We start from the raw sequence: 21,920 nt of genomic DNA on the forward strand, positions 1-21,920 counted from the left end.
GGAGCCTGACATGGCATTCCAATCCATCTGGGCCGATACCGCCCCCGCGGCACCAACCTTTGCGTCACTGGATGACAGCCTGCGCTGCGATGTCCTGGTCATCGGCGGTGGCTTTCAGGGGTTGTCGGCGGCGCTGCATCTGGCCGAGGCCGGAACGGATGTCGTGCTGGTTGAGGCGCAGGAGCCGGGTTTCGGCGCTTCGGGGCGCAACGGCGGGCAGGTGATCCCGGGGCTGAAGGATGATCCTGACACGCTTGACCGGCTCTGGGGGCCCGAGGCCACAGCCTTTGCCGGTGGCACCGCGGACACGCTTTTTGCGCTGGTGGCGCGGCTTGGGATCGATTGCGACGCGGTGCAGGGCGGTTGGATTCAGGCCGGAAACCGCCATGTGCATCTGCCCACCTTGCAGGCGCGCATGCGGCAATGGCAGGCGCGTGGCGTGGCCGCTGACTGGCTGGACGCCGCAGCGATGGCACAGGTGACCGGCGCGCGCGGGTTCCTTGGCGGCTGGCGCGATCCGCGCGCCGGGCGGGTCCATCCGTTGAAGCTGGCACGCGGGCTGGCGCAGGCTGCAGAAGCGGCGGGCGCGCGGGTCTTTGCCCGGACAGCGGTAACCGGCCTGATGCGGAGCGGCGCGGGCTGGCAGGCCCGGCTTCCCGGCGGCGCGCAGATCACGGCAGATCAGGTGATCCTTGCCAGCAATGTCTACACGCCCGCCGCGCTTGAGCCACGGCTCGCGCGGGCCACGGTGCCTGCAAACAGCTTCCAGGTCGCCACCGCGCCGCTGAGTGCCGCGCAACTGGCGCGCATTCTGCCCGGCGGCGAGGTGGTCTCCGAGACGCGCCGGGTCGGCACCTATTTCCGCATCGGTCCGCAGAATCGCCTGATGCTGGGCGGGCGCGGCGGCTTTGCCGATCCGCAGAGCGCGGATGCATTCGCGCGGATCGAAGCAGAGATTGCAGCACTTTTTGGCACAGACCTTGAGATCACGCACCGCTGGTTCGGGCGGGTCGGCATGACCCCGGATCACCGCATCCGGCTTTGTGCGCCGGCGCCGGGGCTTCTGGCGGCGACCGGTTTCAATGGTCGCGGCGTCGCGCTGTCGGTTTCGCTTGGCAAAGCCATGGCGGCGCATCTGGCGCAGGGCACGCCGCTTCCCATTCCGCCAAGCCCGGCCATTCGCACGCTGCCGCTGCATGCGCTGCACCGGATTTACGGCAGCCTCGGCATTCACTACTACCGTTTGCGCGACGCGCTGGACCGGTAACTCGCCCGTCATCACAGCTGTTGCAGGAAAGCGCGTCAGAAACGGACCCGGCAAAGGGCCTATGGACAGATGCGCTTGCGTCTTTCACATCTTGCTGAAAATTTAGGCAAAACAGATGAGGCGGCTCTCATGACATCCCTGTTCCGTGCTCTTGGTCCGGCGGTGGCCGGGACTTCGATGGTCGAGGCGATCCGTGCCGGGGTGGGGGCTCTGGTCGGACTTGGCGTGACGGGTCTGTTTCTGCTGTCGCCAGCAGTTGACCTGACGCTTGGCCTCTACCTGATTGCCCCGTTCGGCGCGAGCTCGGTGTTGCTTTTTGCGGTGCCAAACAGCCCGCTGGCGCAGCCGTGGTCGGCGGTGGTGGGCAACACCCTTGCGGCGCTGGTCGGCGTGGCGGTCTGTCTCCTGATCACGGATCCGGTGCTCCGGATCGCTCTGTCGGTCGGGCTGGCGATCGCGGTTACCATCCTGTGTCGGGCGGTGCATCCGCCAGCAGGCGCCGTCGCCATGACCGCCGCAATGAGCCCGGAAGCAGTCGAGCGTCTGGGTTTCTGGTTTGCACTTGCCCCCGTCGCGGCGGGCACCGTCTTGCTGGTTGTCCTGGCCGCGCTTTATGCCCGTCTCACCGGCCGTCGCTATCCGTTCCGCCAATTCGAAGAGCCAGGCCGCCATGGCACCGAAGATCCCGATCCGGTGAATCGCATCGGGCTTTCCGAAGACGAACTGACGGACCTGCTGGGGCGCTATCGCCAGTCCTTCAACCTTGGGGTCGAGGATCTCGCGCGGCTGATCGGCGCAGCCGAGATGCAGGCAGCCACGCATCGGACAGGTCCGCTTCTCGCGACCGACATCATGTCACGCAACCTCGTGACCATCGCCCCGGACACGCCGCTCTCCGAGGTCGCCGACCTGTTCCGGCGTCATCGTTTCACGGCGCTTCCCGTGACAGGGTCAGAGGAGCGCTATCTTGGCGTGATCTTCCAGATGCACTTGATTGCCCGCGCGCGGGAGGATGCACTTCGACTTAATCACGGCTACCTCGCCGCGTTGCGGCGCCTGCTTGACCGGGACCGCGCGCAGCCGGTTCGTGCCCTGGACATCATGAGCGTCGCCGGGCCACGGGCGATACCGACGACCCCGGTCGCGGTGCTCCTGCCGATGATGGCAGATGGCGACGTCGATGCGGTTCCGGTCCTCGACAGGGGCAGGATTGTCGGGATCGTAACGCGGACGGACCTGATTGCCGCCCTCGCACGATCAAGCCTGCAGGGCGGCGCCGCGTGAAGACTGCCTCGCTCAGGCCGGCTCGAACGGTTGATCTTCCGAACTCTCGACTTTCTGGCGGCCTGCAACGGCAACATTGTCGATCAGCCGGACACCATCCAGCCAGGCAGCCAGGAAAAGACGTGCGGGACGGTCGGCCTTTGTCATCAGCTGAAGGTCAGGGTCGCTGCGCAGTTCGAGGTAATCGATGCTGTCGAAGCCGGCAGAGAGCAGGGCTTCCCTTGCCGTATCAAGGGCCTGCGCGGGGTTTTCGCCCCGGGCGATGGCCTTCGCTGCGGTTGCCAGAACACGGCCGATGACCGGTGCCGTTTCACGCGGTCCGGCTCCGAGCCGCAGATTGCGCGACGACATGGCAAGGCCATCGTCCTCCCGGATGGTGGGGCAGCCGACGATCTCCGTCTTCAGGTCAAGGTCGGTCGCAAGACGCTTCACCACCTGCAGTTGCTGGTAATCCTTCTCTCCGAAGAACGCACGGTCCGCGTCAGTCTGGAGCAGGAGCTTGGTCACCACCGTGGCGACCCCGTCGAAATGGCCGGGCCGGGTGGCACCGCAAAGACCGTCGCTGACGCCGGAAACGGAGACCGTGGTGGCGAAGCCCTCGGGATAGATTTCACCAGGCTCGGGAATGTAAAGCACGTCGATGCCGAAGGGGGCGAGTTTCTCGGCGTCGCTCTCTTCGGTGCGGGGATATTTTGCAAGATCCTCGGGGTTGTTGAACTGGCGGGGGTTCACGAAAAGTGTGACGATGACGTGATCGGTTCCCGCCCGCGCCGCCGCGACGAGGCTCAGATGCCCGGCGTGCAGCGCGCCCATGGTGGGGACAACGCCGATGGTCTCGCCGGCGCGGCGCCAGGTCTCGGTCAGGGCGCGGAGCGCGGCCTTGTGGCGGATGATCTGCATTCATTCGGCTCCTTCATCGGTGAAGATATGACAGGCGGCGGGGAATTCGCGGGCGCGGACCTCGGCGGCATAGTCGCGGACTGCGGCACGGGCATCGGTGGCAAGCTGGGCGTAGCGTTTCACGAACTTCGGCTTGAAGTCGTCGAAGAGCCCAAGCATGTCGTCGATCACGAGGATCTGCCCGTCGCATCCGGCCGAGGCACCGATGCCGATGGTCGGAATCGGCAGGTCGGCGGTGATCCGGTCGGCGAGGGCGGCGGGGACCTTCTCCAGCACGATGGAGAAAGCGCCGGCCTCTGTCACTGCGGCTGCGTCTTGCAGGATGCGCGCCGCGTCCTCGCCCTTGCCCTGTACCCGGTAACCACCGAGGGCATTCACCGCCTGCGGGGTCAGACCGATATGGGCCATCACCGGAATGCCCCGGTCCGTGAGGAACCGGATGGTCTCGGCCATGTGACGACCGCCTTCGAGCTTGACCGCCCCGGCGCCGGTCTCGGCCATGATCCGGGCGGCGCTGCGCAGGGCCTGGGCGGGCCCTTCCTCGTAGCTCCCGAACGGCATGTCGACCACCATGAGCGCGCGTTCGAGGCCGCGGGCCACCGCCTGGCCGTGCAGGATCATCATTTCGAGCGTGACCGGCAGGGTGGAGGGCAGGCCATGCAGCACCATGCCGACGCTGTCTCCGACAAGGACCACATCGCATTCCGCATCGGCGATCCGGGCGACGGGCGTGGTGTAGGCGGTCAGACAGACCAGCGGCGTGCCGCCCTTTCGGGCGCGGATGTCACTGGCGGTCAGGGCCTTCTGGGGGGCGGATTGGCTCATCTGAGTCCTTTCTCTGGGCGCTCGGGCTGGGACATACGGCGTCACGGTCCATTGTGCAACCGCAGCGTAATATTGTTGCGCAAAGAAAGGCGTTTTCTTTTCAATTCAGAAATCCAACCCCAGGTCCAGGGTCTGCGCCGAATGCGTCAGCGCCCCGGAGGAAATGTAGTCGACGCCCGTCGCCGCGACTTCGGCGATCCGGTCCAGCCGCATGTTGCCCGAGGCCTCCAGCACCAGACGCCCGGCTGTCATCGCCACCGCCTCGCGCAGGGTCAGGGTGTCCATGTTGTCCAGCAGAACGACATCGGCACCACCCTCGTCCAGCACCTCTGCCAGCTGGTCCAGACGGTCGACCTCGATCTCGCAGCGCACCATATGTGAGGCCTGCGCCTTCACCGCCTGCAGCACCGGGCGAATGCCGCCCGCCGCCGCGATATGGTTGTCCTTGATCAGGATCGCGTCCGACAGCGAGAAACGGTGGTTGAACCCGCCGCCATGCAGCACCGCCTGTTTCTCGACCAGCCGCAGGCCGGGGGTGGTCTTGCGGGTGCAGGTCACGCGGGTCGCGGTGCCTTTCGTTTCCGCCACAAAGGATGCCGTCATCGTCGCGATCCCCGACAGCCGCCCGGCAAAGTTCAGCGCGACCCGTTCAGCCGACAGGATCGAGGCCGCGGCGCCCGCGATCTCCATCAGCAGATCGCCCGGCCGGATCGCGTCGCCGTCGGTCTTGTGTGCCGTAACCACAAGCGACGGATCGACCAGCCGGAAGGCCAGCGCCGCCACCTGCAGGCCCGAGACGACGCCCGCCTCGCGCGCATTCAGCCTTGCCGTGTAGCGTGTCGTTGCCGGGATCACCGTGCGGGTGGTGATGTCGCCATAGGTTCCCAGATCCTCCAGCAACGCGGCGCGGACCAGCGGTTCCAGGATCAGGTCGGGCAGGGGGGTGGTATTCATGCGGGCTCCTTTCGGGCCTGGGCGCGGATCTGTCGCGCCTGTGCAAGCGTAAAGAAGGATCTCTCGCCGGTTTCGCCCTGGACCTCGGGATGGTCCGAGCGGAAATGCGCCCCCCGGCTTTCTTTGCGGGCGAGGGCGGCGGCGGCGATCAGCGTGGCGGTTGCGGTCATGTTCAGCAGGGCGTCGCAGCCGGGCTGCGCGGTCTCGATCGCGGCAATCGTGTCAAGTGTTCGGCGCAGGCCGGCACCGTTGCGGATCACGCCGGCGCCCTCGGTCATCGCCTGCCGCAACCGGGCGACAAGCGCCGGATCAGGTTCCCCGGCCGGGGCGAGGTCGGGCAGCAGAACCGGTGCGGCATCACCCGCGTCCAGCCCTTTTGCTATCGCATCCGCGCAACGTCGTCCGTAGACCAGTGCCTCAAGCAACCCGTTCGACGCCAGCCGGTTCGCGCCATGCAACCCGGTCGAGGCGACCTCGCCACAGGCCCAAAGACCGGGCAGGGTGCTCGCCCCCTCGGCATCCGTCGCGATCCCGCCCATGTGGTAATGCGCGGCAGCGGCCACCGGGATCGGCCGCGTCACCGGGTCGAGGCCCGATGCGCGGCAGGCGGCGGCAACCGCCGGGAAGTCGGTCAGAATGCGAGCGCCAAGGGCCGCCCGCGTGTCCAGCGCCGGGGCCAGCCCGGCCTGCGTCTGGGCAAAGACGGCGCGTGCCACGATGTCGCGCGGTGCCAGTTCGGCGTCCGGATGTGCCGCCCGCATGAAGCGTTCGCCGTGCCTGTTGATCAGCGTTGCGCCTTCGCCGCGCAGCGCCTCGGTCGCCAGCGGCGCAGGGTCGGGACCTCCGGCAATGGCGGTGGGGTGGAACTGCACGAACTCCGCATCGGCGATAACTGCCCCCGCCCGCGCCGCCATGCCCAGCACCTGCCCACGGATGCGCGGCGGGTTGGTTGTCAGCGCATAGAGCCCGCCCGATCCGCCCCCGGCCAGCAGCACCGCCGCGCCGCGCAGCGCAACCGAGCGCGACAGCCCGCCCGAGCAACGCGCGACCTTGACGCCGCGCACGCGGCCATTCTCAACCACCAGCCCGGTGGCCATCACGCCTTCCAGCACCTGCACATGGGGTGCTGCGCGGACCTGCGCGGTCAGGGCCTGCATGATCTCGGCCCCGGCCTGATCGCCCCGCACCCGCACGACACGGGCAAAGCTGTGCGCCGCTTCGCGCGACAGGATGTAAGCGCCGTCTGCAGCCCGGTCGAAGGGCGTGCCCAGCCCGGTCAGGTCGAGGACATGCGCCCGCGCCTCGGCCGTGACCGCCTGCGCCACCTTGGCATCCACGGTCCCCGCCCCGGCCAGTACCGTGTCACGCGCATGCGCCGCGGCGCTGTCTGCAGGGTCCATCGCCGCCGCCACGCCGCCCTGCGCCCAGGCCGACGATGCCCCGGAGCCCAGAGGCTCGGGCGAGATCATCAGGACGGGATGCGGGGCAAAGCGTAGCGCCGCATATTGCGCCGCCAGGCCGGCCCCGACGATCAGGACGCGGGGAGTGTCGATTGGGGTCATCGGATCAGCCGGACAGCTTCCGCGACAGGTCGATCATGCGCTGCACGGCGACACGGGCCTTGTCGGCGACAGCAGCCTCGACCTCGACCGCGCCCTGCATGCTGTGCAGCGACCAGAGCACCTTTTCCAGCGTGATCTTCTTCATGTAGGGGCACATGTTGCAGGGGCCGACAAAATCCACATCCGGCAGCGCGTCCGAGATGTTGGAAGCCATCGAGCATTCCGTGACCAGCATCGCCTTCTCGGGCCGCTGGGCGGTGACATAATCGATGATGCCGCTGGTCGACCCCGAGAAATCCGCCTCGGCCACCACATCGGGCGGGCATTCGGGATGCGCGATGATGCGGGTGCCGGGGTGCCATTCGCGGAAATCGCGCAGGTCCTGGGCGGTGAATCGTTCATGCACTATGCAGGACCCGTCCCACCAGACGATGCGCTTTTCCGGCACCTGCTGCGCGATGTTCTGCGCCAGGTACTTGTCCGGGGTCATGATGACCGTATCGCTTTCCTGCGCGCGCACAATCTGCGCCGCGTTCGACGAGGTGCAGCAGATGTCCGACGCCGCCTTCACCTCGGCGGTGGTGTTCACATAGGTGACGACAGGCGCGCCGGGGTATTTCGCGCGCATTTCGGCGATCCCCTCGGCGGTGATGCTTTCGGCCAGCGAACAGCCCGCTTCCATGTCGGGGATCAGCACCGTCTTGGACGGGTTCAGGATCTTTGAGGTCTCGGCCATGAAATGCACGCCGCATTGCACGATCACATCAGCCTCGACCTTCGTGGCCTCGATCGCCAGCTGCAGACTGTCGCCCACCACGTCGGCGATCCCGTGATAAATTTCGGGCGTCATGTAGTTATGCGCCAGGATCACCGCGTTGCGTTCGGCTTTCAGTTTGTTGATGGCTGCGACATAGGGCGCAAAGACAGCCCAGTCGGGCGGTGCCACGACGCGATCCATGCGGGCATAGATCCCTGACATCTCGGCGGCGAGGTCGGGGGAGGGGGTGAGATCGTAGTGATCGGCGAGTTCGGCGCGCAGCGCGAATTGATCGAGCAAGAGCGGGGGTCCTCAGGTTATTGGGTGTCGCCCTATTGGGCGTGGGCTAAGGGCTGTCTACGGGCAGGTTGACGTAAGGGCAAGCTGGCGGTGGCGCAATATTTCAATGACATACGCTAACATGTGCGGGGGCTCGCCGATCCGCCGTTCGTTTCTGCACGATCTACTTAGCGTCGTGAAAAATCACCCCAAGCGTATGCCTTGTTCCGCTTCTGAGTCGGCTCACCCCATGCCGCATGTTTACCCGGTAGTCGCGTTTCGAACCCGCGACAGGGCGATTGCGCACCGCAAAGACAACTGCATCCCCCTGCGCCAGTGAAACGACTTCTGCACGGCTCTGCATGCGCGGCCTTTGCTCTGTCAAAACGAACTCTCCGCCGGTGAAGTCCTGTTCGGGGCGGGACAGAAGGATCGCCATTTGCAACGGAAACAGCAGATCTCCGTATACGTCCTGATGAAGGCAGTTGAAGTCGTTTTCCACATATTGAAGAAGGAGCGGCGTCGGGCGTGTTTGACCGGCGCCGTGGCATTGCGCGATGTAATCTGCATGCTCCGAAGGAAGCCGGGGGTTCATTCCCATGCGTTCGTTCCATTCATTGGCGACAGGCACAAGCTTTTGGTAGACTTTTTCGCGCAGCGTCACGATCAGTCCGGGCAGCGGATAGGAAAAATACTTGTACTCTCCCCTGCCAAAGCCATGGCGTGCCATGTGAATATGACTGCGGAAGGGTTCATCCTTGGGATACAGCCCGGCCAGCTCTTCGCATTGCTCAGGTAACAGCAGCCCTTTGAGCGTAGCGCAGCCGAAGGTGTTCAGCTCAGCCGCAAGGCGCGTGTCCGATATCCCGGCAATGCGGTTCAGGAGCGGTTGATTCACGGTCATGCTCAGGTCACTCCGCTTTCCGCTCTGCCTGCAGGATTGCGCTTTTTCTTTCCACGCCCCAGCGATACCCGGACAGACCGCCGTCAGAGCGGACGACGCGATGGCAGGGAATGGCGACAGCGATATTGTTTGCGCCACATGCCTGTGCCACGGCCCGGGATGATTTTGGTGCTCCTATTCTTTCGGCAATTTCGCTGTAACTTGCTGTGGTCCCGACCGGGATGTCGCGTATTGCTTCCCAGACGCGTTGCTGAAAGGCGGTTCCCTGAATATCGAGCGGCAGGTTGAACCCGTATTTCGGATCGTCCACAAACCGGACGACATCGGCAATCAAAGCCCGGTAATCAGGGTCATCGCCAATCAGATCGGCTTTGGGAAACCGCTTCTGCAGATCGTCTGACACCTGCTCTGCTGTGTCGCCCAACAACATCGCGCAGACGCCTTTGGCGCTGCTGGCGACAAGAACGGAGCCAAGAGAACACTCTCCAATTGCAAACAGGATTTTCACGCCTTGCCCTCCCTTTCGTACAAGCTTTGGTGTCATGCCAAGTGCTTTGGTTGCGGTTTCGTAGAAACGGCTGCTGGAGCTGTATCCGGCATCGTAGATCGCCGTGGTGATTGACCCGTCGCCCGATCCCACGATGTCACGGAATCGTTTCATGCGATGGGCGCGCGCGTAGGCTTTGGGTGTCACTCCCGTTGCCGCTTTGAATGTCCGCTGGAAATGAAACGGGCTCAGGCCGCTTTGCCGCGCTAGCTGGGCCAAACTGGGTTCTTCCCCGGCCTCTTCGATCATGCGGCATGCCTTCGAAACAAGGGAAGCCGTTTGTTCCTTCGGTGATTGCCGGGTCGGATGGCAGCGCAGGCATGCGCGAAAACCATCTGCCTCGGCCTGTTTGCTTGAGGCGTAAAAAGCGACATTCCGGCGTTTGGGACGCCGCGATGGACAAGCGGGGCGGCAATAAACACCCGTCGAATTCACAGCGTAAAAAAATTGCGGATCAGGTGCCTGTTCGCGTCCAAGAACAGCCTGCCACAGAGTATCGGTTGCCTTCAGTGCGTGTTCCATCCTACAGCCCTTTCCGCTGTTTTCTCTTTGCTTCTGTTTTGAGTTAAGTCGAAACGGGCCACCCGGCAGCCCGCTTCTTGCGCATAAATGCGTCAGATTTTGTTGACCGATACGCCGCCATCGACAACCATTGCGGTGCCGGTAACGAACCGGGAACTGTCAGAGGCGAGAAACACTGCGGCCTCGGCGATCTCTTCGGGATCGGCCACGCGCTTCAGCGCATGCAGCGCGCTATAGAACGCCATCTGATCCGGATCGGAATCCAGGTCGCCCAGCATTGGCGTATTTGCAGCGCCCGGCAAAATCGAGTTTGCCCGTTTGCCGTCGGCGCCATGCTCAACGGCCAAGACCTTCGTCAGGCCGATCACCCCTGCCTTGCTTGCCGCATAGGCACCCATTCCCGGGAACGCCGTTGTGTAGCCAATGACGCTTGACGTGAAGATGATCGAACCTGATCCATTGCGCTTCATCGCCGGGATCTGGTGCTTTGCCGCAAAGAAGGCGCTGGTCAGGTTTGTCGAAAGCACCCCCTGCCAATCCTCGTTTTCCATCTCGGGGACAGTCGCGGATTTCCCCGTGCCAGCGTTGTTGAAACTTGCATCCAGACCGCCCCAGGTGTCCTCGGCCAACTCGACGAGCGCCCTGTTATAGTCCTCGTCACATACATCGCCCGGCAGGCAGACGGCGTTCCCGTTGCTTTGATTGATCTGCCCCGCGATGGTGTTGAGTTCTTTTTCGCGGCGCGCACCGAGTACAAGCCTGGCTCCTTCTTTCGCAAACTTGAAAGCAGCGGCGGCACCAATCCCGCTGCTCGCACCGGTGATGATTACGATTTTGTCTGTTAGTTGCATCATATGTCTCCTGAACTGATGTCCGGGGACTGAATGCAGCGGGATGGCCCGTCAAAATATCCGGTTCTTGTTGTCGAAGCAATTTTCCCGGACCGAAACGAAAGTTCTTATGCGTCTGGCTGGCGAATTTTCCGAAAGGTAAGGTTGATCCGGGCCGACGACACTTTCTTGCTCTTTGGCAGGCTGTGCAACCAGTGCGTTTGCGTCGTTCCACGCATGGTCAGAAGGCTGCCGTGTTCCAAAACCTGCGATACAGTCGCTTTTGTCTGTTTATGCTTAAACGCGAATTTGCGCGCTGCCCCGAAGCTTACCGAACCAATGGTCCCGTTCCGGACAAGGTCTTTCTCGGCATCGCTGTGCCATGCCATACCCTCGCTTCCATCTTGGTAAAGGTTCAGCAGGCAGGAATTGAATGTCTCGCCGCAGGTCATTTCTACTTGCTTTTTGAGCGCCAGCAGCAGCGGCGTCCAGTGTAGCGCGGTTTTGGTGACTTTCGAGTAGGTGTATGCATAGGCGGCGTCTGCGTACCATGCCACCTGGCGTTTGGTGGTGATCCGCTTGCCAAAGATGACGGCTTCGTCGTGATGCCATGCGATATCGTTCTGCAAGGATCCTAGATAAAAATCTGCTTCGGCTTCGCCAAAAATCGGTCCGTAGTATTCAACGATTCCATCCCGGGGCAACAAGTTCCTGCGGGCGTTGTCGGTTCTGGCAAATAGATCCGTCATCAATCTGACTCTCTGGCTTTCGAAGGCATGAAGCCGGTAGCTGCGTCGCGGAAACGGGAAAATTCAATCCGTTTCTTGCGGTCAAAATCACTTTTCTGATCATAAGGAGCCGTCGCATCAGCCACCCATTTGGCCAAAGCTGCGCTTACATGCGCGACAGCCGGTCCTCATCGTCCACGACCTTCAGATCGCAGCCTTCGCCTGTCCATTTCCACAGAACGATGTTCAGGGCGTTCGGTGGCGCGCCCTTTGCATAGCTTGGGACAAGGATACCGGCAAAACCCTCCGCGATTAGATTTCGCGCGAAGTCCTGTGTCGGCACCGCGTGCCCGTCGAGCATCTTCATCCGCCAGCCCGGATCGGCGAGTGCGTCGTCGGACATGCCCCACCGGGCAAGCTGCTGCGCATCGCGGGTGTCGAAAATCGGCCCCAGATTGGCGGTGTAGGACACAAGAACCGTAGGCTGCAGGCTGCCGGCCTGATTGGCTTCGCGCAGGGCCGTGGTTGGATCAAGCGCGGTATAAAGCGCCGGCGTCCCTTTGGCGTTCAGACGCCCGCCATGAAGCTCTGCGCCACGGCCAGACAGCGGCGCGCGGGCATAGACCGGATTCAGCGCGCGGTAGAGCGGCCCCTTGTAGCGCCCGTCGCTGAGGGGCATCAGGCAAAGACACCTGCGTCGACCGCGTCGATATATTCGAGAACCTGTTGCGCCTTGCCTTCCTGCACGAGCTGCATCGCGGTCCGGCCATCAAAACCGGGCAGGGGCTCTGACCGATACCAGGCATAGGCCATCAGCTCCGACCCAAATCGGTGCTGGACCTTGTTGAGCACTTCGACCAGCTCGCGCAGACGGCGCTGTGTCTTGTCCGAATTGATGCGGGTGCGCCGCTGCAGCGCGTCTTTGCCAAGGCCGACGGTCATGGCGATTTCTTCCGCAGAGGTGCGGAGCGCAGCGGCGATCTTGCGCGGTTCGAATTGCCCGCCAACGGCAACGGTTGTGATCTGCATGACAGCCCTCATATCGGTCATATTGACAGCATATAGCGTCAAAAGTACCGTTGTGCAAGGTCTGAGGCACCTTTGGGCCGGGCAGGGGTGGCGGGCTGGGGTTGTACGTCAGCCCGCTTCGGCAGCGTCCAGTTCCTGACGCAGGCGTTTTTCGGATTCCGCCTTGGGCACAGAGAACCGGGCCAGCAGCAGATAGGCGACCGGCGTGAGGTAAAGCGTGGAGAGGGTGGCCAGCCCCAATCCGCCAACGATGACCCAGCCCAGTGCCTCGCGCGCCTCGGCCCCGGCCCCGGCAGACAGGATCAGGGGCACGCCCCCCAGCACGGTGGAGGTCATTGTCATCATCACCGGGCGCAGCCGGATGGTGGAGGCATCGAGGATCGCGGCATGCACATCCTGCCCCTTGTCGCGCAGCTGGTTGGCGAATTCGACAATGAGAATCCCGTTCTTGGCCATGATCCCGATCAGCATGACCAGGCCGATCTGGCTGTAGACATTCAGGCTTTGCCCCGTCAGCAGCAGGGCAAAGACCGCGCAGGCCAGACCCAGCGGCACGGTGGCCATCACCACCACCGCCGAGATGAAGCTTTCGAACTGCGCCGACAGCACCAGGAAGACGACGAGGATGGCAAAGCCGAAGGTGATGAACAGGCCGCCATTGGTCTGGTCCAGTGTCGCAGCCTCGGCCAGCGGCACGATCCGGTTCTGTTCGGCCAGGATTTCATCGCCGATGCGGTCGACCTCGGCCATGGCGTCGCCCAGCGACAGCTCGGGCGTGAGGCCTGCCGTCAGTTCGACAGAACGGTTCTGCCCCTCGCGGTCCAATTCCGGGGCGACGGCGCGTTCCTCGAAGGTGACAAAACTGGACAGCGGGATCATCTGGCCGTTGCCCGCCTGCATGAAGATGTTTTCCAGATCGCCCGAGTCGTTCACCGGGTCCGAGGTGGACAGCATCTGCACCCCGAAATTGGTGTCTCCGATAAACACCGAGGCGACCTCGCGCCCGTCGAGCACCGCCTGCAAAGCCTGGCCCAGCCCGGTGATGTCGACCCCAAGGTCAGCGGCCAGCGTCCTGTCGATCTGCACGAAAAGCTGCGGCTGGGTGCGTTCGTATTCCAGCCGCACCTGGCCCATGGCGGGGTTCTGGCTGAGCCTGTCCACCATGGTCTGCGCGACTTCGGCCAGCTGGTCATAGTCGTTTCCGGTGATGGCAAAGGCCAGCCCGCGCCCGGCACCGCGAATGCCCAGCGAATTGGGCTGGATGGCAAAGGCGCGGACGCCGATGATGTCCCGCAAACCGGCGTTGATGTCATCCACGATGTCCTGCTGGCTGCGTGTCCGCGCGTCCCATTGGGACAATGTGAAGACCATGAATCCGCGGTTGGAGGCCCCAAAGCCGGTGATCGAAAAGACATTGGTCACTTCGCCCGCGTCCTGAAGAGGTGCCACCGCATCCTCGATTTCGCGCATCTTGCCCTGGGTATATTCCAGCGACACCCCCTGCGGAGCGGTGACGCTGAGCAGGGCCACGGCGCGGTCCTCGCGCGGGGTCAGTTCCTGCCGGATGCCGCCGGCCATCAGGGCCGCGGTGGCCGCGACAAAAACCGCGATCAGGACGATGACAAAGGGCATGGCCAGCGCACCACGCAGGGTTTTTTCATAAAGGGTGAACAGACGGTTGCCGAGCCAGATCATCGGGCCCCGCGGGTTCTCCGGCGGCGCTGCGGTCAGCAGGCGGCTGGCCAGCACCGGACAAAGGCTGAGCGCCACCACGGAGGACAGCAGCACCGCCATGGCCAGGGTAAAGCCGAATTCCCGGAACAGCCCGCCTGCCTGACCCGGCAGGAAGGACAGCGGAACAAAGACGGCGGCCAGCGTCGCGGTGGTGGTCACCACGGCAAAGAACACCTGCGTCGTACCGTTGACCGCAGCGGCGCGCGGCCCCATGCCGAGGGTCCGTTGCCGCACGATGTTTTCCAGCACGACAATGGCGTCATCCACCACCATGCCGGTGGCCAGCACCAGTGCCAGCAGGGTCAGGATATTGACAGAGAAGCCCACCAGGTAGATCGCCGCAAGCGTGCCGATCAGGGAAACGGGCAGGGTCAGTGCGGGGATCAGCGTGGCGCGGAAATCCCGCAGGAACAGAAAGATCACCGCGACCACGATGGCCACCGCAAAGGCCAGTGTCTTGAGCACCTCCTCGATGGAGCCGGAGATGAAGATCGCATCGTCGGAAGTCACGAAGATGTTCACGTCGTCGGGCAGGGTCCGGTTCAGTTCCTCCACCACGGCGCGCACGTTTTCGGAGATTTCGAGCGTGTTCGACGTGGCCTGCCGGATGACGCCGATGCCCATGCCCTGCTGTCCGTTCGCGCGCAGGATCGTTTCGCCCGGCGCCGGGCCCAGCGAAACGCGGGCAATATCGCCCACCGTCACGTTTTCCCTGATTTCGAGCGCCTCGAAAGCCTGCGCGGTTGCCACGCTGGCCGTGGTGCGCACGTTGATGGACTGGCGGTCTCCCGACAGGTCACCGGCGGGGGTGTCATAGGCCACGTCGGCCAGCCCGCGCTGCACGTCCCCCAGGGTCAGGCCCCGGCTGGCCAGTTCCAGCAGATCGATATCGACCCGAAATATCTGTTCCCGGTCGCCGTAGATTTGCAGGTCGGCCACGCCATCGACAGAGATCAGCCGGTCTTCGATCCGGTCCTGAACGATCTGGGTCAGTTCCTGCGGTGACCGCCCGGTGGAGGTGACGGCGATCCGCATGACCGGCTGGGCGTTTGCGTCCGCCTTGACGATCTGCGGCTGCTCCGCCCCCTCCGGCAGCTGGTTTGCGATCCGGGCGACCGCATCGCGTACATCGGTCGCTGCCACGTCGATATCAACCGAGTCGTTGAATTCGAGCGTCACGCGGCTGCGGCCAAAGCGAGAGTTGGAAGAGATCGACCGCACACCCGAGACGCGGCCCACGGCCCCCTCGATGCGGCCCGTCAGTTCCTGGTCTACTGCCTCGGGCGAGGCACCGGAGAACTGCGTGGTGACGGTGACCACCGGGCGGTCCACGTTCGGCAGCTCCCTGATCTCGGCACCGAAAAGACCCGCAACACCGGCCAGCACGATCAGCGCGTTCAGGACGAAGGCCAGGATCGGCCGGCGCACAAACAGCGCGGTGCCCGGTGCGCGTGGTTCCGGCGTACTCACAAGGTTTCCTTGCCGGTCTGGCCGTCTGCTGTGGCCGGGTCGTTGACCGGGCTGACCTCTGCCCCGTTGCGCAGGGTTTGCACGCCTTCGGTCACGACATTCTCGCCCGCCGCCAGCGCGTCGGCGCGGATCAGGACGGAATCACTGTTGCGCTGTGCGATGGTCACCGGGACCTGTACGCTCTTGCCGCCGCGCACGGCCCAGACAAATGGCCCGTCGCTGGACCATTGCAGCGCCAGCGGGGGAATCGACAGGTAGCTGTCGCCGGGGAAGGTCATGGCCACCGAAAACGCCATGCCCGCGCGCAGCGTGTCATTGCTGTTGGCGACACGGCCCTGCACCAGCAGGGTCCGGCTGGTCCGGTCCACTACCGTGTCGATGGCGGCCACTTCGCCGGTCAGGACGGTATCGCGCAGACCCAGCGGCATGACGGTGATCTGCTGACCCGGCCGTATCTTGCCCACGACCCGTTCCGGTACGCGGAAATCTATCAGGATGTCGGAGCGGTCGGTGATTGTTGCCAGCACGTCCTGCGCGTTCACGCGGTCGCCGACTTCGACATCGGTGATGCCGACCCGGCCCGAGATCGGCGCGGTGATCTGGCGCTGCGACAGGTCGAACTGCGCTTTGCGCACGGCCAGCTCGGCACTGCGCAGGGCCACTTCGGTTTCCCGCAGGCGCACTTCGGTCACCGCACCGGTCGATGACAGCTGTTTGATCCTGGTCTCTTCGCGCTGCGCCTCGTCAAGGTTGATCTGCGCCTGTTCCAGCGCGATCTCTTCTTCCTCGTCCAGCAGGCGGGCAAGCACGGTTCCTGCCTCTACCGCGATGCCCGGCGACAGGTTCAGTTCGGTGATGACCCCCACCGCATTGGAACGGACGGTGACCGACCGTTTTGCGCGCCCGTCGCCAATCGCGGTGATCCGGTCCGCGATCGCGGTTTCCCCCACCGCTGCAATCGTGACATTGGCCGGGCCGCCGCCGCCACGGGGCCGCTCCTGTTGTGTCGCGGCCTCGGCCTGGGGAAACTGGATGCCCAGCAGTTCGGGAATGCCGCTGCGTTCAATCAGGGGGCGGGCCGCCGGAACATAGATGATCCAGACATAAAGGCCTGCACAGAGCACAGCCAGAAATATGAGTGTTTGTTGCAGGGCTTTCATCGGTGGTTTTGCTATCTCAGGTCAATGCGGGCGAAGCTTACCCCGTTCTTGCGGGGTAAGCATCATAATCATTAGGGTAAGGTGCGATCTGACGGATCACGCTTTTGTCAGACGCAGATAGAGCCTTTGCAGGTCGGATCGAGGCAATCCGATCTTTTCCAGATAGCCCCTGACGCCGCCATAGTTCCGGTCGATGTGATCCAGTGTTGCGGCTATGGCGGTTGCGGGGCTTTCCAGCAGTCTGGCATAGCTTTCCACATCACCGCCGCGCGCGCGGGACAGGTCCAGGAATTCTTCCACCAGATCGGGGATGAGATCGGCGGTCAGGGCATAATCCGCGATGATCTGGTCGCGGTCCACATCCGCGATGCCCAGCAGCAGGGCAGCAATGATCCCGGTGCGGTCCTTGCCCGCGGTGCAATTGAACAGCACGGCACCCTCAGGCAGTTCGGCCATGGTGGACAGGACCTTGCAGATCGCCGTGGCCCGCGTTTCCAGCGCTGCCAGGTAGAAGGTCAGCAGGGGATGGGCATCTGCCACTTCGGCGCGGGCCATGGCCTGCGGCGACAGGTCGTCAAACAGCGGCAGGTTGGCAAAGTGAACATCCGCAAAGGCGGCAAAGGGATTGGGCGCGCTTTCGACCTCATCCGGTGTGCGCAGGTCGATGACCAGACGCAGACCCTCATCGTAGAGCCGCGTAACATCTGCCGGGTCGAGCCGGTGCAGGCTGTCGGCGCGCAGGAACCGCCGCCAGGGGATCACGCCGCCGCCCGCGGTGGTGTAACCGCCCAGCTCGCGGATGTTATAGGCCCCCCGGACCGGCAGATGGCGCGACATCGGTCTCATGTGAACGCCAGCAGCCTCTTGCGGTCGATCATGCGCAACTCGCGCGCGGCGGGCGACAGCGGCACAAAGCTGACCGAAAGGCCCGAGGGGCGCCATTCGCAGATGCCCATGCCGGTGCCTTCGACAATGCGCAGGCCGTCGGTTGCCAGCAGGTCGATGGTGGAATCCTGACCGTTGGAGATGACAATCGGAATGCCGTGCCAGTGGTTGACCTGGTTGATGTGGATATGCCCCGAAAGGATACCGGCCACCTTCTGGCCCTGCAGCATCTCTGCCAGCCGTTCGGTCGCCGGCATGTCGATGCTGCCCCAGGGCAGGCCATCTGCATCCACGCGCGGAGGGTGGTGCATGACGATCAGACGCGGCAGGTCAGAGTGGCGCGACAGCGCATGTGCCAGAAAGTCGAACTGCGCTTCGCAGATCGTACCGGCCACATGCCCCGGCTTCATCGTGTCCAGCGTGATCACATGCATCCCGCCATGTACGACATCGTGGAAATAGGGTGCGTCCGACCCCGCATTGCCAAGGACCTCGTGGAACGGCACGCGTTTGTCGTGGTTTCCCAGGGCCATCACCAGCGGCGGGGCAAGCGGTTCCAGGATCTCTTGCAGCAGGCGGTAGCTGTCGGCATCGCCCATGTTGGTCAGATCGCCGCTGGCCACCACAAAGGCGGGCTGCCGCTCCATCGCGTTGATGACCTGCACCACCCGCCTGAGCGTTTCCACCGCGCCGGATTTGTCGCTTGGGTCCGGCGATCCGGGGTGCGAGATGTGCAGATCGGTCAGGTGGATGAAACGGGTCATATGGATACTCCGGCGGCCTTGAGCAGGGTTTGCGTATAGCTGTGGGCGGGTTGGCGCAGGATGCAGGCGGCGGGTCCGGCTTCCAGCGCCTTGCCATGCTGCATGACCAGCAGATGATCGCAGATCGAGGCGACAACCGCCAGATCATGGCTGATGAAAAGGATGCCCAGCCCCAGATCGTCCTGAAGATCCATCAACAGGTTGAGGATCTGCGCCTGCACCGACACATCGAGCGCCGAGACCGCTTCATCCGCGATCAGCAGGGCGGGACGGGTGACAATGGCGCGGGCGATGGCGATGCGCTGGCGCTGTCCGCCCGAAAATTCATGCGGGTATTTGTCGCCGTCGCGCGGGTGCAGGCCGACCTGTTCCAGCGCCTCGGCTGTGCGACGCGGAGTGTCCGCATCCACGCCGATGGCGCGCAGCGGTTCCGCGATGGACCAGCCGACGGTGCGGCGCGGGTCGAGCGATCCGAACGGGTCCTGATAGACCATCTGGAAGTGTCGCCGCTGGCGGCGCAGTGCCGCGGCAGACAGGCTGTGCAGGTCCTCGCCCTGAAACAAGATTTCGCCCGCGTCGGGTCGTTCAAACGCCATGACCATGCGCGCCAGTGTGGATTTGCCCGATCCGCTTTCCCCCACGACCCCCAGCGTTTCGCCCGCGCGGATGGTAAAGCTGATGTCATCCACCGCCGTCAGCACCGGCGCGGCACCCAGCAGCGTGTTGCGCGGCAGCTTGTAGCGCCGGGTCAGGTTGCGGGCGTCGAGCAGGGGGGCGGTCATCTCGTCCCTTCCGTCAGCAGATGGCAGCAGGCGCTGCGGCCCTGACCGAGGTCGGTCAGGCCGGGGCGGGTGCTGGCGCAGCGCGCGATCTCGACCGGGCAGCGCCCCGAAAAGCGGCAGCCCTGCGGCAGGTCCGGCAGCCCTGGCACGGTGCCGGGGATTGTCGGCAGGCGCGGGCGTTTGCCGCCCGGTGCGCGGGTCTGTGCGACGGGGTCGGGACGTGCCGCCAGCAAGCCGCGGGTATAGGGATGGGCCGGGTCGGCCAGTACCTGATCGGTGGGGCCGCGCTCGACCATGTCGCCACCGTACATGACCACGATGTCACGGGTCGCGCGGGCGACGGCGGCAAGGTCATGGGTGATAAAGACCAGTGCCATGTCGCGCTGGCCGGCCAGTCGCACCAGAAGGTCGGTGATCCGCAAGGCGATATTGGCATCCAGTGCCGTGGTCGGTTCATCCGCGATCAGCAGCGCGGGATTGCAGGCAAGCGCCAGCGCGATCAGCACCCGCTGGCGCTGACCGCCGCTGAGCTCATGCGGGAACTGGCGCATGCGGGCTGCGGGGTCGGGAATGCCCACCTCTTCGAACAGCGCCAGCACGCGGGCCTTTGCGGCCTGGCGGCTGAGACCCTCATGGACCATGATCGGCTCTGCCACCGTGTCGCCCACCCGCACCAGGGGGTTCAGCGCCGCCATCGGTTCCTGAAAGATCATGGCGACACGCCGCGCCCGCAGGTGTTGCCAGCTGTTCTCCTCTGCATGGGTCATGTCCTGCCCGTCGATGCGCAGCGCCCCGCTCAGCTGCGCGCCATCGGGGGCCATGCCCATCAGACAGAGCGCCAGCATGGTCTTGCCAGATCCGCTTTCTCCCACGATGCCCAGCCGGTCACCGGAACGGATCGTCAGCTTGGCATGGCGCAGGGCGGTGGCAGAGCCGAAAGCGGCGGAGAGATTGTCGAGCTCGAACATCTACCGCTCCCGCGCCAGCCGGGGGTCGGTCATGTCGCGCAGCCCGTCGCCCAGCAGGCCAAAGCCCAGCACGGCAACGACAATGCACAGGCCCGGATAGATCGCCAGTTGCGGGGCGAGATACATCAGCGTCTGCGCCTCTGACAGCATGCGGCCCCAGCTTGACGCCGGGGGCTGCGCGCCAAGACCGAGATAGGACAGCGCCGCCTCGGCCAGGATGGCGACGGCGAATTCGATGGTGGCCTGCACGATGATTGCGGCGGCGATGTTGGGCAGGATGTGATCGCGGCTGATGGCAAAGCGGTTCATCCCCGCCGCCCGCGCCGCCGAGACGTAATCCAGCGTCCAGACCTGGTTGGCCGATCCGCGCGCCACGCGGGCAAAGACCGGGATGTTGATAAAGGCGATGGCCAGCACCGCGTTGGTCAGCGACGGGCCAAAGACTGCCGCCAGCATGATCGCGAAAAGAAGCGCCGGAAAGGCAAAGCCGAGATCGGCCAGCCGCATCACGCCGTCCTCCACCCAGCCACCGATGGCCGAGGCCAGCAGCCCCAGTGTGACTCCGACCGATCCGCCCAGCAGCACCGCGATCAGCGCCACCGCCATCGAGTTGCGGGCCGCCGCCATCAACTGGCTGACCACGTCGCGGCCCAGTTGATCGGTGCCCAGCCAATGCGCGGCGGAGGGGTCTGCGAACTTGTCGCGGATGTTCATCGCGGTGGCGTCATGCGGGGTCCAGGCCAGCGACAGCGCGGCGGTGCCGACGACCAGCGCGACCAGCACCGCGCCGATGACGAAGTTGGCGGGCAGGCGGCGGCGGGTCATGCGCGGGCCTTCAGGCGCGGGTCGATCACCACGTAAAGCAGATCGACGACGAAATTCGCCGTGACCACGATGGCAGCAAAGAGCATCACCAGCGCCTGCACTGTGGGCAGGTCACGGTTGGAGATCGACTGGAAGATCAGCCGCCCGAGGCCGGGCAGGTAGAAGACGTTTTCGATGACGATGGTCCCGGTGACAAGGGCGGCGAACTGCATGCCGACGATGGTGACGATGGGCACCAGCGCATTGGGCAGAACATGCCGCCACAGCACGCGGCGGCGTGACAGCCCGCTGGCGCGGGCGGTGCGGACGAAATCCTGCCGCATGACCTCCAGCGCGGAGGACCGCGTGACACGGGCCAGCACCGCTGATTGTACCAGCGCCAGCGCGATGGTGGGCAGGATCAGCGACCGGGCTGCCGCGACCGGGTCGGACCAGCCCGCAAAGCCGCCGGGCGGCAGCCAGCGCAGCTTGACCGCGAACAAAAGCACCAGCAGCATGGACAGCCAGAAGGCGGGTACGGCGATCCCGAGCTGGCTGAGGAACATCACGCCCCAGTCCCCGATCCTGCGGTGCCGCGCCGCGGCGCCGATCCCGAGGGTCAGGGCGATGGCAAGCGTTGCGATCATCCCGGCGACCGCCAGTGCGACGGTCATGCCAAGCCGTTCGCCGATCAGGTCGGAAACCGGCACGCGGAAGGAATGGCTGATGCCGAAATCGCCCTGCAGCGCGTTCCATATCCATGAGAAATAGCGCGTCAGCAGCGGCTCGTTCAGGCCCAGCTGTTCGCGCAGGGCCGCCAGCGCGTCATCGGTGGCATCCAGCCCCAGGATGGTCAGCGCCGGATCACCCGGCAGGACATTCATGACCGCGAATACCACCACGGACACCGCGAGCAGTGTCAGGATGAAACCGGCGGTCCGGCGGAACAGGAAATACCACATGAA

Annotated in this window: 21 protein-coding genes; 2 read left to right on the top strand and 19 right to left on the bottom strand. The window is 64.5% G+C overall.

Translation table 11 applies throughout. The features are described 5' to 3' along the window. Nucleotides 1-10: 10 nt before the first annotated feature. Both ACWNZ3_RS18305 and ACWNZ3_RS18310 read left to right on the top strand, forming a co-directional pair. Nucleotides 11-1,267: an NAD(P)/FAD-dependent oxidoreductase gene (locus ACWNZ3_RS18305; protein ID WP_496902146.1), complete on the top strand. Its 1,257-nt coding sequence runs from the start codon at nucleotides 11-13 to the stop codon at nucleotides 1,265-1,267. A 129-nt stretch (nucleotides 1,268-1,396) separates the two neighbouring features. Beyond that, on the top strand, nucleotides 1,397-2,551 hold the full coding sequence (locus ACWNZ3_RS18310; protein WP_496902147.1) for an HPP family protein: 1,155 nt from the start codon (nucleotides 1,397-1,399) through the stop codon (nucleotides 2,549-2,551). 12 nt (nucleotides 2,552-2,563) lie between these two features. Here the strand turns inward: ACWNZ3_RS18310 and panC are convergent, their stop codons facing one another. The 19 genes from panC to ACWNZ3_RS18405 form a co-directional block, all read right to left on the bottom strand. Further along, nucleotides 2,564-3,451: a pantoate--beta-alanine ligase gene (panC, locus tag ACWNZ3_RS18315; RefSeq protein WP_269360952.1), complete on the bottom strand. Its 888-nt coding sequence runs from the start codon at nucleotides 3,449-3,451 to the stop codon at nucleotides 2,564-2,566. After that, complete coding sequence (gene panB / locus ACWNZ3_RS18320) at nucleotides 3,452-4,276, bottom strand: 3-methyl-2-oxobutanoate hydroxymethyltransferase (RefSeq protein ID WP_274575774.1); 825 nt, start codon at nucleotides 4,274-4,276, stop codon at nucleotides 3,452-3,454. A gap of 105 nt (nucleotides 4,277-4,381) precedes the next feature. Next, nucleotides 4,382-5,230: a carboxylating nicotinate-nucleotide diphosphorylase gene (gene nadC / locus ACWNZ3_RS18325; RefSeq protein WP_496902148.1), complete on the bottom strand. Its 849-nt coding sequence runs from the start codon at nucleotides 5,228-5,230 to the stop codon at nucleotides 4,382-4,384. Continuing rightward, nucleotides 5,227-6,792 (bottom strand): L-aspartate oxidase, encoded by a 1,566-nt coding sequence (locus ACWNZ3_RS18330; protein WP_496902149.1) that lies wholly within the window; start codon nucleotides 6,790-6,792, stop codon nucleotides 5,227-5,229. Before ACWNZ3_RS18330 ends, nadC begins: the two co-directional genes overlap by 4 nt. Before the next feature lie 4 nt (nucleotides 6,793-6,796). Next, nucleotides 6,797-7,849 carry a quinolinate synthase NadA gene (gene nadA / locus ACWNZ3_RS18335; protein ID WP_269360944.1) on the bottom strand — a complete coding sequence of 351 codons (1,053 nt, stop codon included), beginning with the start codon at nucleotides 7,847-7,849 and terminating at the stop codon, nucleotides 6,797-6,799. Nucleotides 7,850-8,012: 163 nt separating this feature from the next. Further along, entirely contained in the window at nucleotides 8,013-8,732 is a 720-nt protein-coding gene (locus ACWNZ3_RS18340) for a 2OG-Fe(II) oxygenase (protein WP_496902150.1), read from the bottom strand. Nucleotides 8,733-8,739: 7 nt separating this feature from the next. After that, nucleotides 8,740-9,801, bottom strand: coding sequence for a bifunctional DNA-binding transcriptional regulator/O6-methylguanine-DNA methyltransferase Ada (gene ada, locus ACWNZ3_RS18345; RefSeq protein ID WP_496902151.1), 1,062 nt, complete (start codon nucleotides 9,799-9,801; stop codon nucleotides 8,740-8,742). A 92-nt stretch (nucleotides 9,802-9,893) separates the two neighbouring features. Continuing rightward, complete coding sequence (locus ACWNZ3_RS18350) at nucleotides 9,894-10,655, bottom strand: SDR family oxidoreductase (RefSeq protein WP_496902152.1); 762 nt, start codon at nucleotides 10,653-10,655, stop codon at nucleotides 9,894-9,896. A gap of 104 nt (nucleotides 10,656-10,759) precedes the next feature. Then, nucleotides 10,760-11,380: an alpha-ketoglutarate-dependent dioxygenase AlkB family protein gene (locus ACWNZ3_RS18355; protein WP_496902153.1), complete on the bottom strand. Its 621-nt coding sequence runs from the start codon at nucleotides 11,378-11,380 to the stop codon at nucleotides 10,760-10,762. A 145-nt stretch (nucleotides 11,381-11,525) separates the two neighbouring features. Next, nucleotides 11,526-12,038: an RES family NAD+ phosphorylase gene (locus ACWNZ3_RS18360; RefSeq protein ID WP_496902154.1), complete on the bottom strand. Its 513-nt coding sequence runs from the start codon at nucleotides 12,036-12,038 to the stop codon at nucleotides 11,526-11,528. Next, complete coding sequence (locus ACWNZ3_RS18365) at nucleotides 12,038-12,388, bottom strand: MbcA/ParS/Xre antitoxin family protein (RefSeq protein ID WP_114277505.1); 351 nt, start codon at nucleotides 12,386-12,388, stop codon at nucleotides 12,038-12,040. The genes ACWNZ3_RS18360 and ACWNZ3_RS18365 overlap by 1 nt, the downstream gene beginning before the upstream one ends. Nucleotides 12,389-12,496: 108 nt before the next feature. After that, nucleotides 12,497-15,592: an efflux RND transporter permease subunit gene (locus tag ACWNZ3_RS18370; RefSeq protein WP_496902155.1), complete on the bottom strand. Its 3,096-nt coding sequence runs from the start codon at nucleotides 15,590-15,592 to the stop codon at nucleotides 12,497-12,499. Beyond that, nucleotides 15,589-16,752, bottom strand: a complete 1,164-nt coding sequence (locus tag ACWNZ3_RS18375) for an efflux RND transporter periplasmic adaptor subunit (protein WP_496902156.1) — start codon at nucleotides 16,750-16,752, stop codon at nucleotides 15,589-15,591. Before ACWNZ3_RS18375 ends, ACWNZ3_RS18370 begins: the two co-directional genes overlap by 4 nt. 96 nt (nucleotides 16,753-16,848) lie before the next feature. Further along, the gene (locus ACWNZ3_RS18380) at nucleotides 16,849-17,598 is read right to left on the bottom strand and encodes a tyrosine-protein phosphatase (RefSeq protein WP_496902157.1); all 750 of its coding nucleotides are present in this window, start codon (nucleotides 17,596-17,598) and stop codon (nucleotides 16,849-16,851) included. Further along, nucleotides 17,595-18,401, bottom strand: coding sequence for a metallophosphoesterase family protein (locus tag ACWNZ3_RS18385; protein ID WP_496902158.1), 807 nt, complete (start codon nucleotides 18,399-18,401; stop codon nucleotides 17,595-17,597). The genes ACWNZ3_RS18380 and ACWNZ3_RS18385 overlap by 4 nt, the downstream gene beginning before the upstream one ends. Next, on the bottom strand, nucleotides 18,398-19,183 hold the full coding sequence (locus ACWNZ3_RS18390; protein ID WP_496902159.1) for an ATP-binding cassette domain-containing protein: 786 nt from the start codon (nucleotides 19,181-19,183) through the stop codon (nucleotides 18,398-18,400). The genes ACWNZ3_RS18385 and ACWNZ3_RS18390 overlap by 4 nt, the downstream gene beginning before the upstream one ends. Then, nucleotides 19,180-20,151, bottom strand: a complete 972-nt coding sequence (locus tag ACWNZ3_RS18395) for an ABC transporter ATP-binding protein (protein WP_274575789.1) — start codon at nucleotides 20,149-20,151, stop codon at nucleotides 19,180-19,182. Before ACWNZ3_RS18395 ends, ACWNZ3_RS18390 begins: the two co-directional genes overlap by 4 nt. Continuing rightward, nucleotides 20,152-20,976: an ABC transporter permease gene (locus tag ACWNZ3_RS18400; protein WP_496902160.1), complete on the bottom strand. Its 825-nt coding sequence runs from the start codon at nucleotides 20,974-20,976 to the stop codon at nucleotides 20,152-20,154. Then, a complete protein-coding gene (locus tag ACWNZ3_RS18405; protein ID WP_114276700.1) occupies nucleotides 20,973-21,917 on the bottom strand; it encodes an ABC transporter permease in 945 nt (314 codons plus the stop codon). The genes ACWNZ3_RS18400 and ACWNZ3_RS18405 overlap by 4 nt, the downstream gene beginning before the upstream one ends. Between the last annotated feature and the right edge of the window lie 3 nt (nucleotides 21,918-21,920).

The organism is Sulfitobacter sp. IGS-18 (assembly GCF_059628195.1).

What these genes read in the sequence shown, in the direction of transcription:
- ACWNZ3_RS18350 (WP_496902152.1), bottom strand. Translation starts at nt 10,655, where the DNA reads ATGATGCAACTAACAGACAAAATCGTAATCATCACCGGTGCGAGCAGC.
- ACWNZ3_RS18405 (WP_114276700.1), bottom strand. Translation starts at nt 21,917, where the DNA reads ATGTGGTATTTCCTGTTCCGCCGGACCGCCGGTTTCATCCTGACACTG.
- ACWNZ3_RS18385 (WP_496902158.1), bottom strand. Translation starts at nt 18,401, where the DNA reads ATGACCCGTTTCATCCACCTGACCGATCTGCACATCTCGCACCCCGGA.
- ACWNZ3_RS18395 (WP_274575789.1), bottom strand. Translation starts at nt 20,151, where the DNA reads ATGTTCGAGCTCGACAATCTCTCCGCCGCTTTCGGCTCTGCCACCGCC.
- ACWNZ3_RS18380 (WP_496902157.1), bottom strand. Translation starts at nt 17,598, where the DNA reads ATGAGACCGATGTCGCGCCATCTGCCGGTCCGGGGGGCCTATAACATC.
- ACWNZ3_RS18340 (WP_496902150.1), bottom strand. Translation starts at nt 8,732, where the DNA reads ATGACCGTGAATCAACCGCTCCTGAACCGCATTGCCGGGATATCGGAC.
- ada (WP_496902151.1), bottom strand. Translation starts at nt 9,801, where the DNA reads ATGGAACACGCACTGAAGGCAACCGATACTCTGTGGCAGGCTGTTCTT.
- ACWNZ3_RS18360 (WP_496902154.1), bottom strand. Translation starts at nt 12,038, where the DNA reads ATGCCCCTCAGCGACGGGCGCTACAAGGGGCCGCTCTACCGCGCGCTG.
- ACWNZ3_RS18375 (WP_496902156.1), bottom strand. Translation starts at nt 16,752, where the DNA reads ATGAAAGCCCTGCAACAAACACTCATATTTCTGGCTGTGCTCTGTGCA.
- ACWNZ3_RS18390 (WP_496902159.1), bottom strand. Translation starts at nt 19,183, where the DNA reads ATGACCGCCCCCCTGCTCGACGCCCGCAACCTGACCCGGCGCTACAAG.
- panB (WP_274575774.1), bottom strand. Translation starts at nt 4,276, where the DNA reads ATGAGCCAATCCGCCCCCCAGAAGGCCCTGACCGCCAGTGACATCCGC.
- nadC (WP_496902148.1), bottom strand. Translation starts at nt 5,230, where the DNA reads ATGAATACCACCCCCCTGCCCGACCTGATCCTGGAACCGCTGGTCCGC.
- ACWNZ3_RS18310 (WP_496902147.1), top strand. Translation starts at nt 1,397, where the DNA reads ATGACATCCCTGTTCCGTGCTCTTGGTCCGGCGGTGGCCGGGACTTCG.
- ACWNZ3_RS18305 (WP_496902146.1), top strand. Translation starts at nt 11, where the DNA reads ATGGCATTCCAATCCATCTGGGCCGATACCGCCCCCGCGGCACCAACC.
- ACWNZ3_RS18365 (WP_114277505.1), bottom strand. Translation starts at nt 12,388, where the DNA reads ATGCAGATCACAACCGTTGCCGTTGGCGGGCAATTCGAACCGCGCAAG.
- ACWNZ3_RS18330 (WP_496902149.1), bottom strand. Translation starts at nt 6,792, where the DNA reads ATGACCCCAATCGACACTCCCCGCGTCCTGATCGTCGGGGCCGGCCTG.
- ACWNZ3_RS18355 (WP_496902153.1), bottom strand. Translation starts at nt 11,380, where the DNA reads ATGACGGATCTATTTGCCAGAACCGACAACGCCCGCAGGAACTTGTTG.
- panC (WP_269360952.1), bottom strand. Translation starts at nt 3,451, where the DNA reads ATGCAGATCATCCGCCACAAGGCCGCGCTCCGCGCCCTGACCGAGACC.
- ACWNZ3_RS18400 (WP_496902160.1), bottom strand. Translation starts at nt 20,976, where the DNA reads ATGACCCGCCGCCGCCTGCCCGCCAACTTCGTCATCGGCGCGGTGCTG.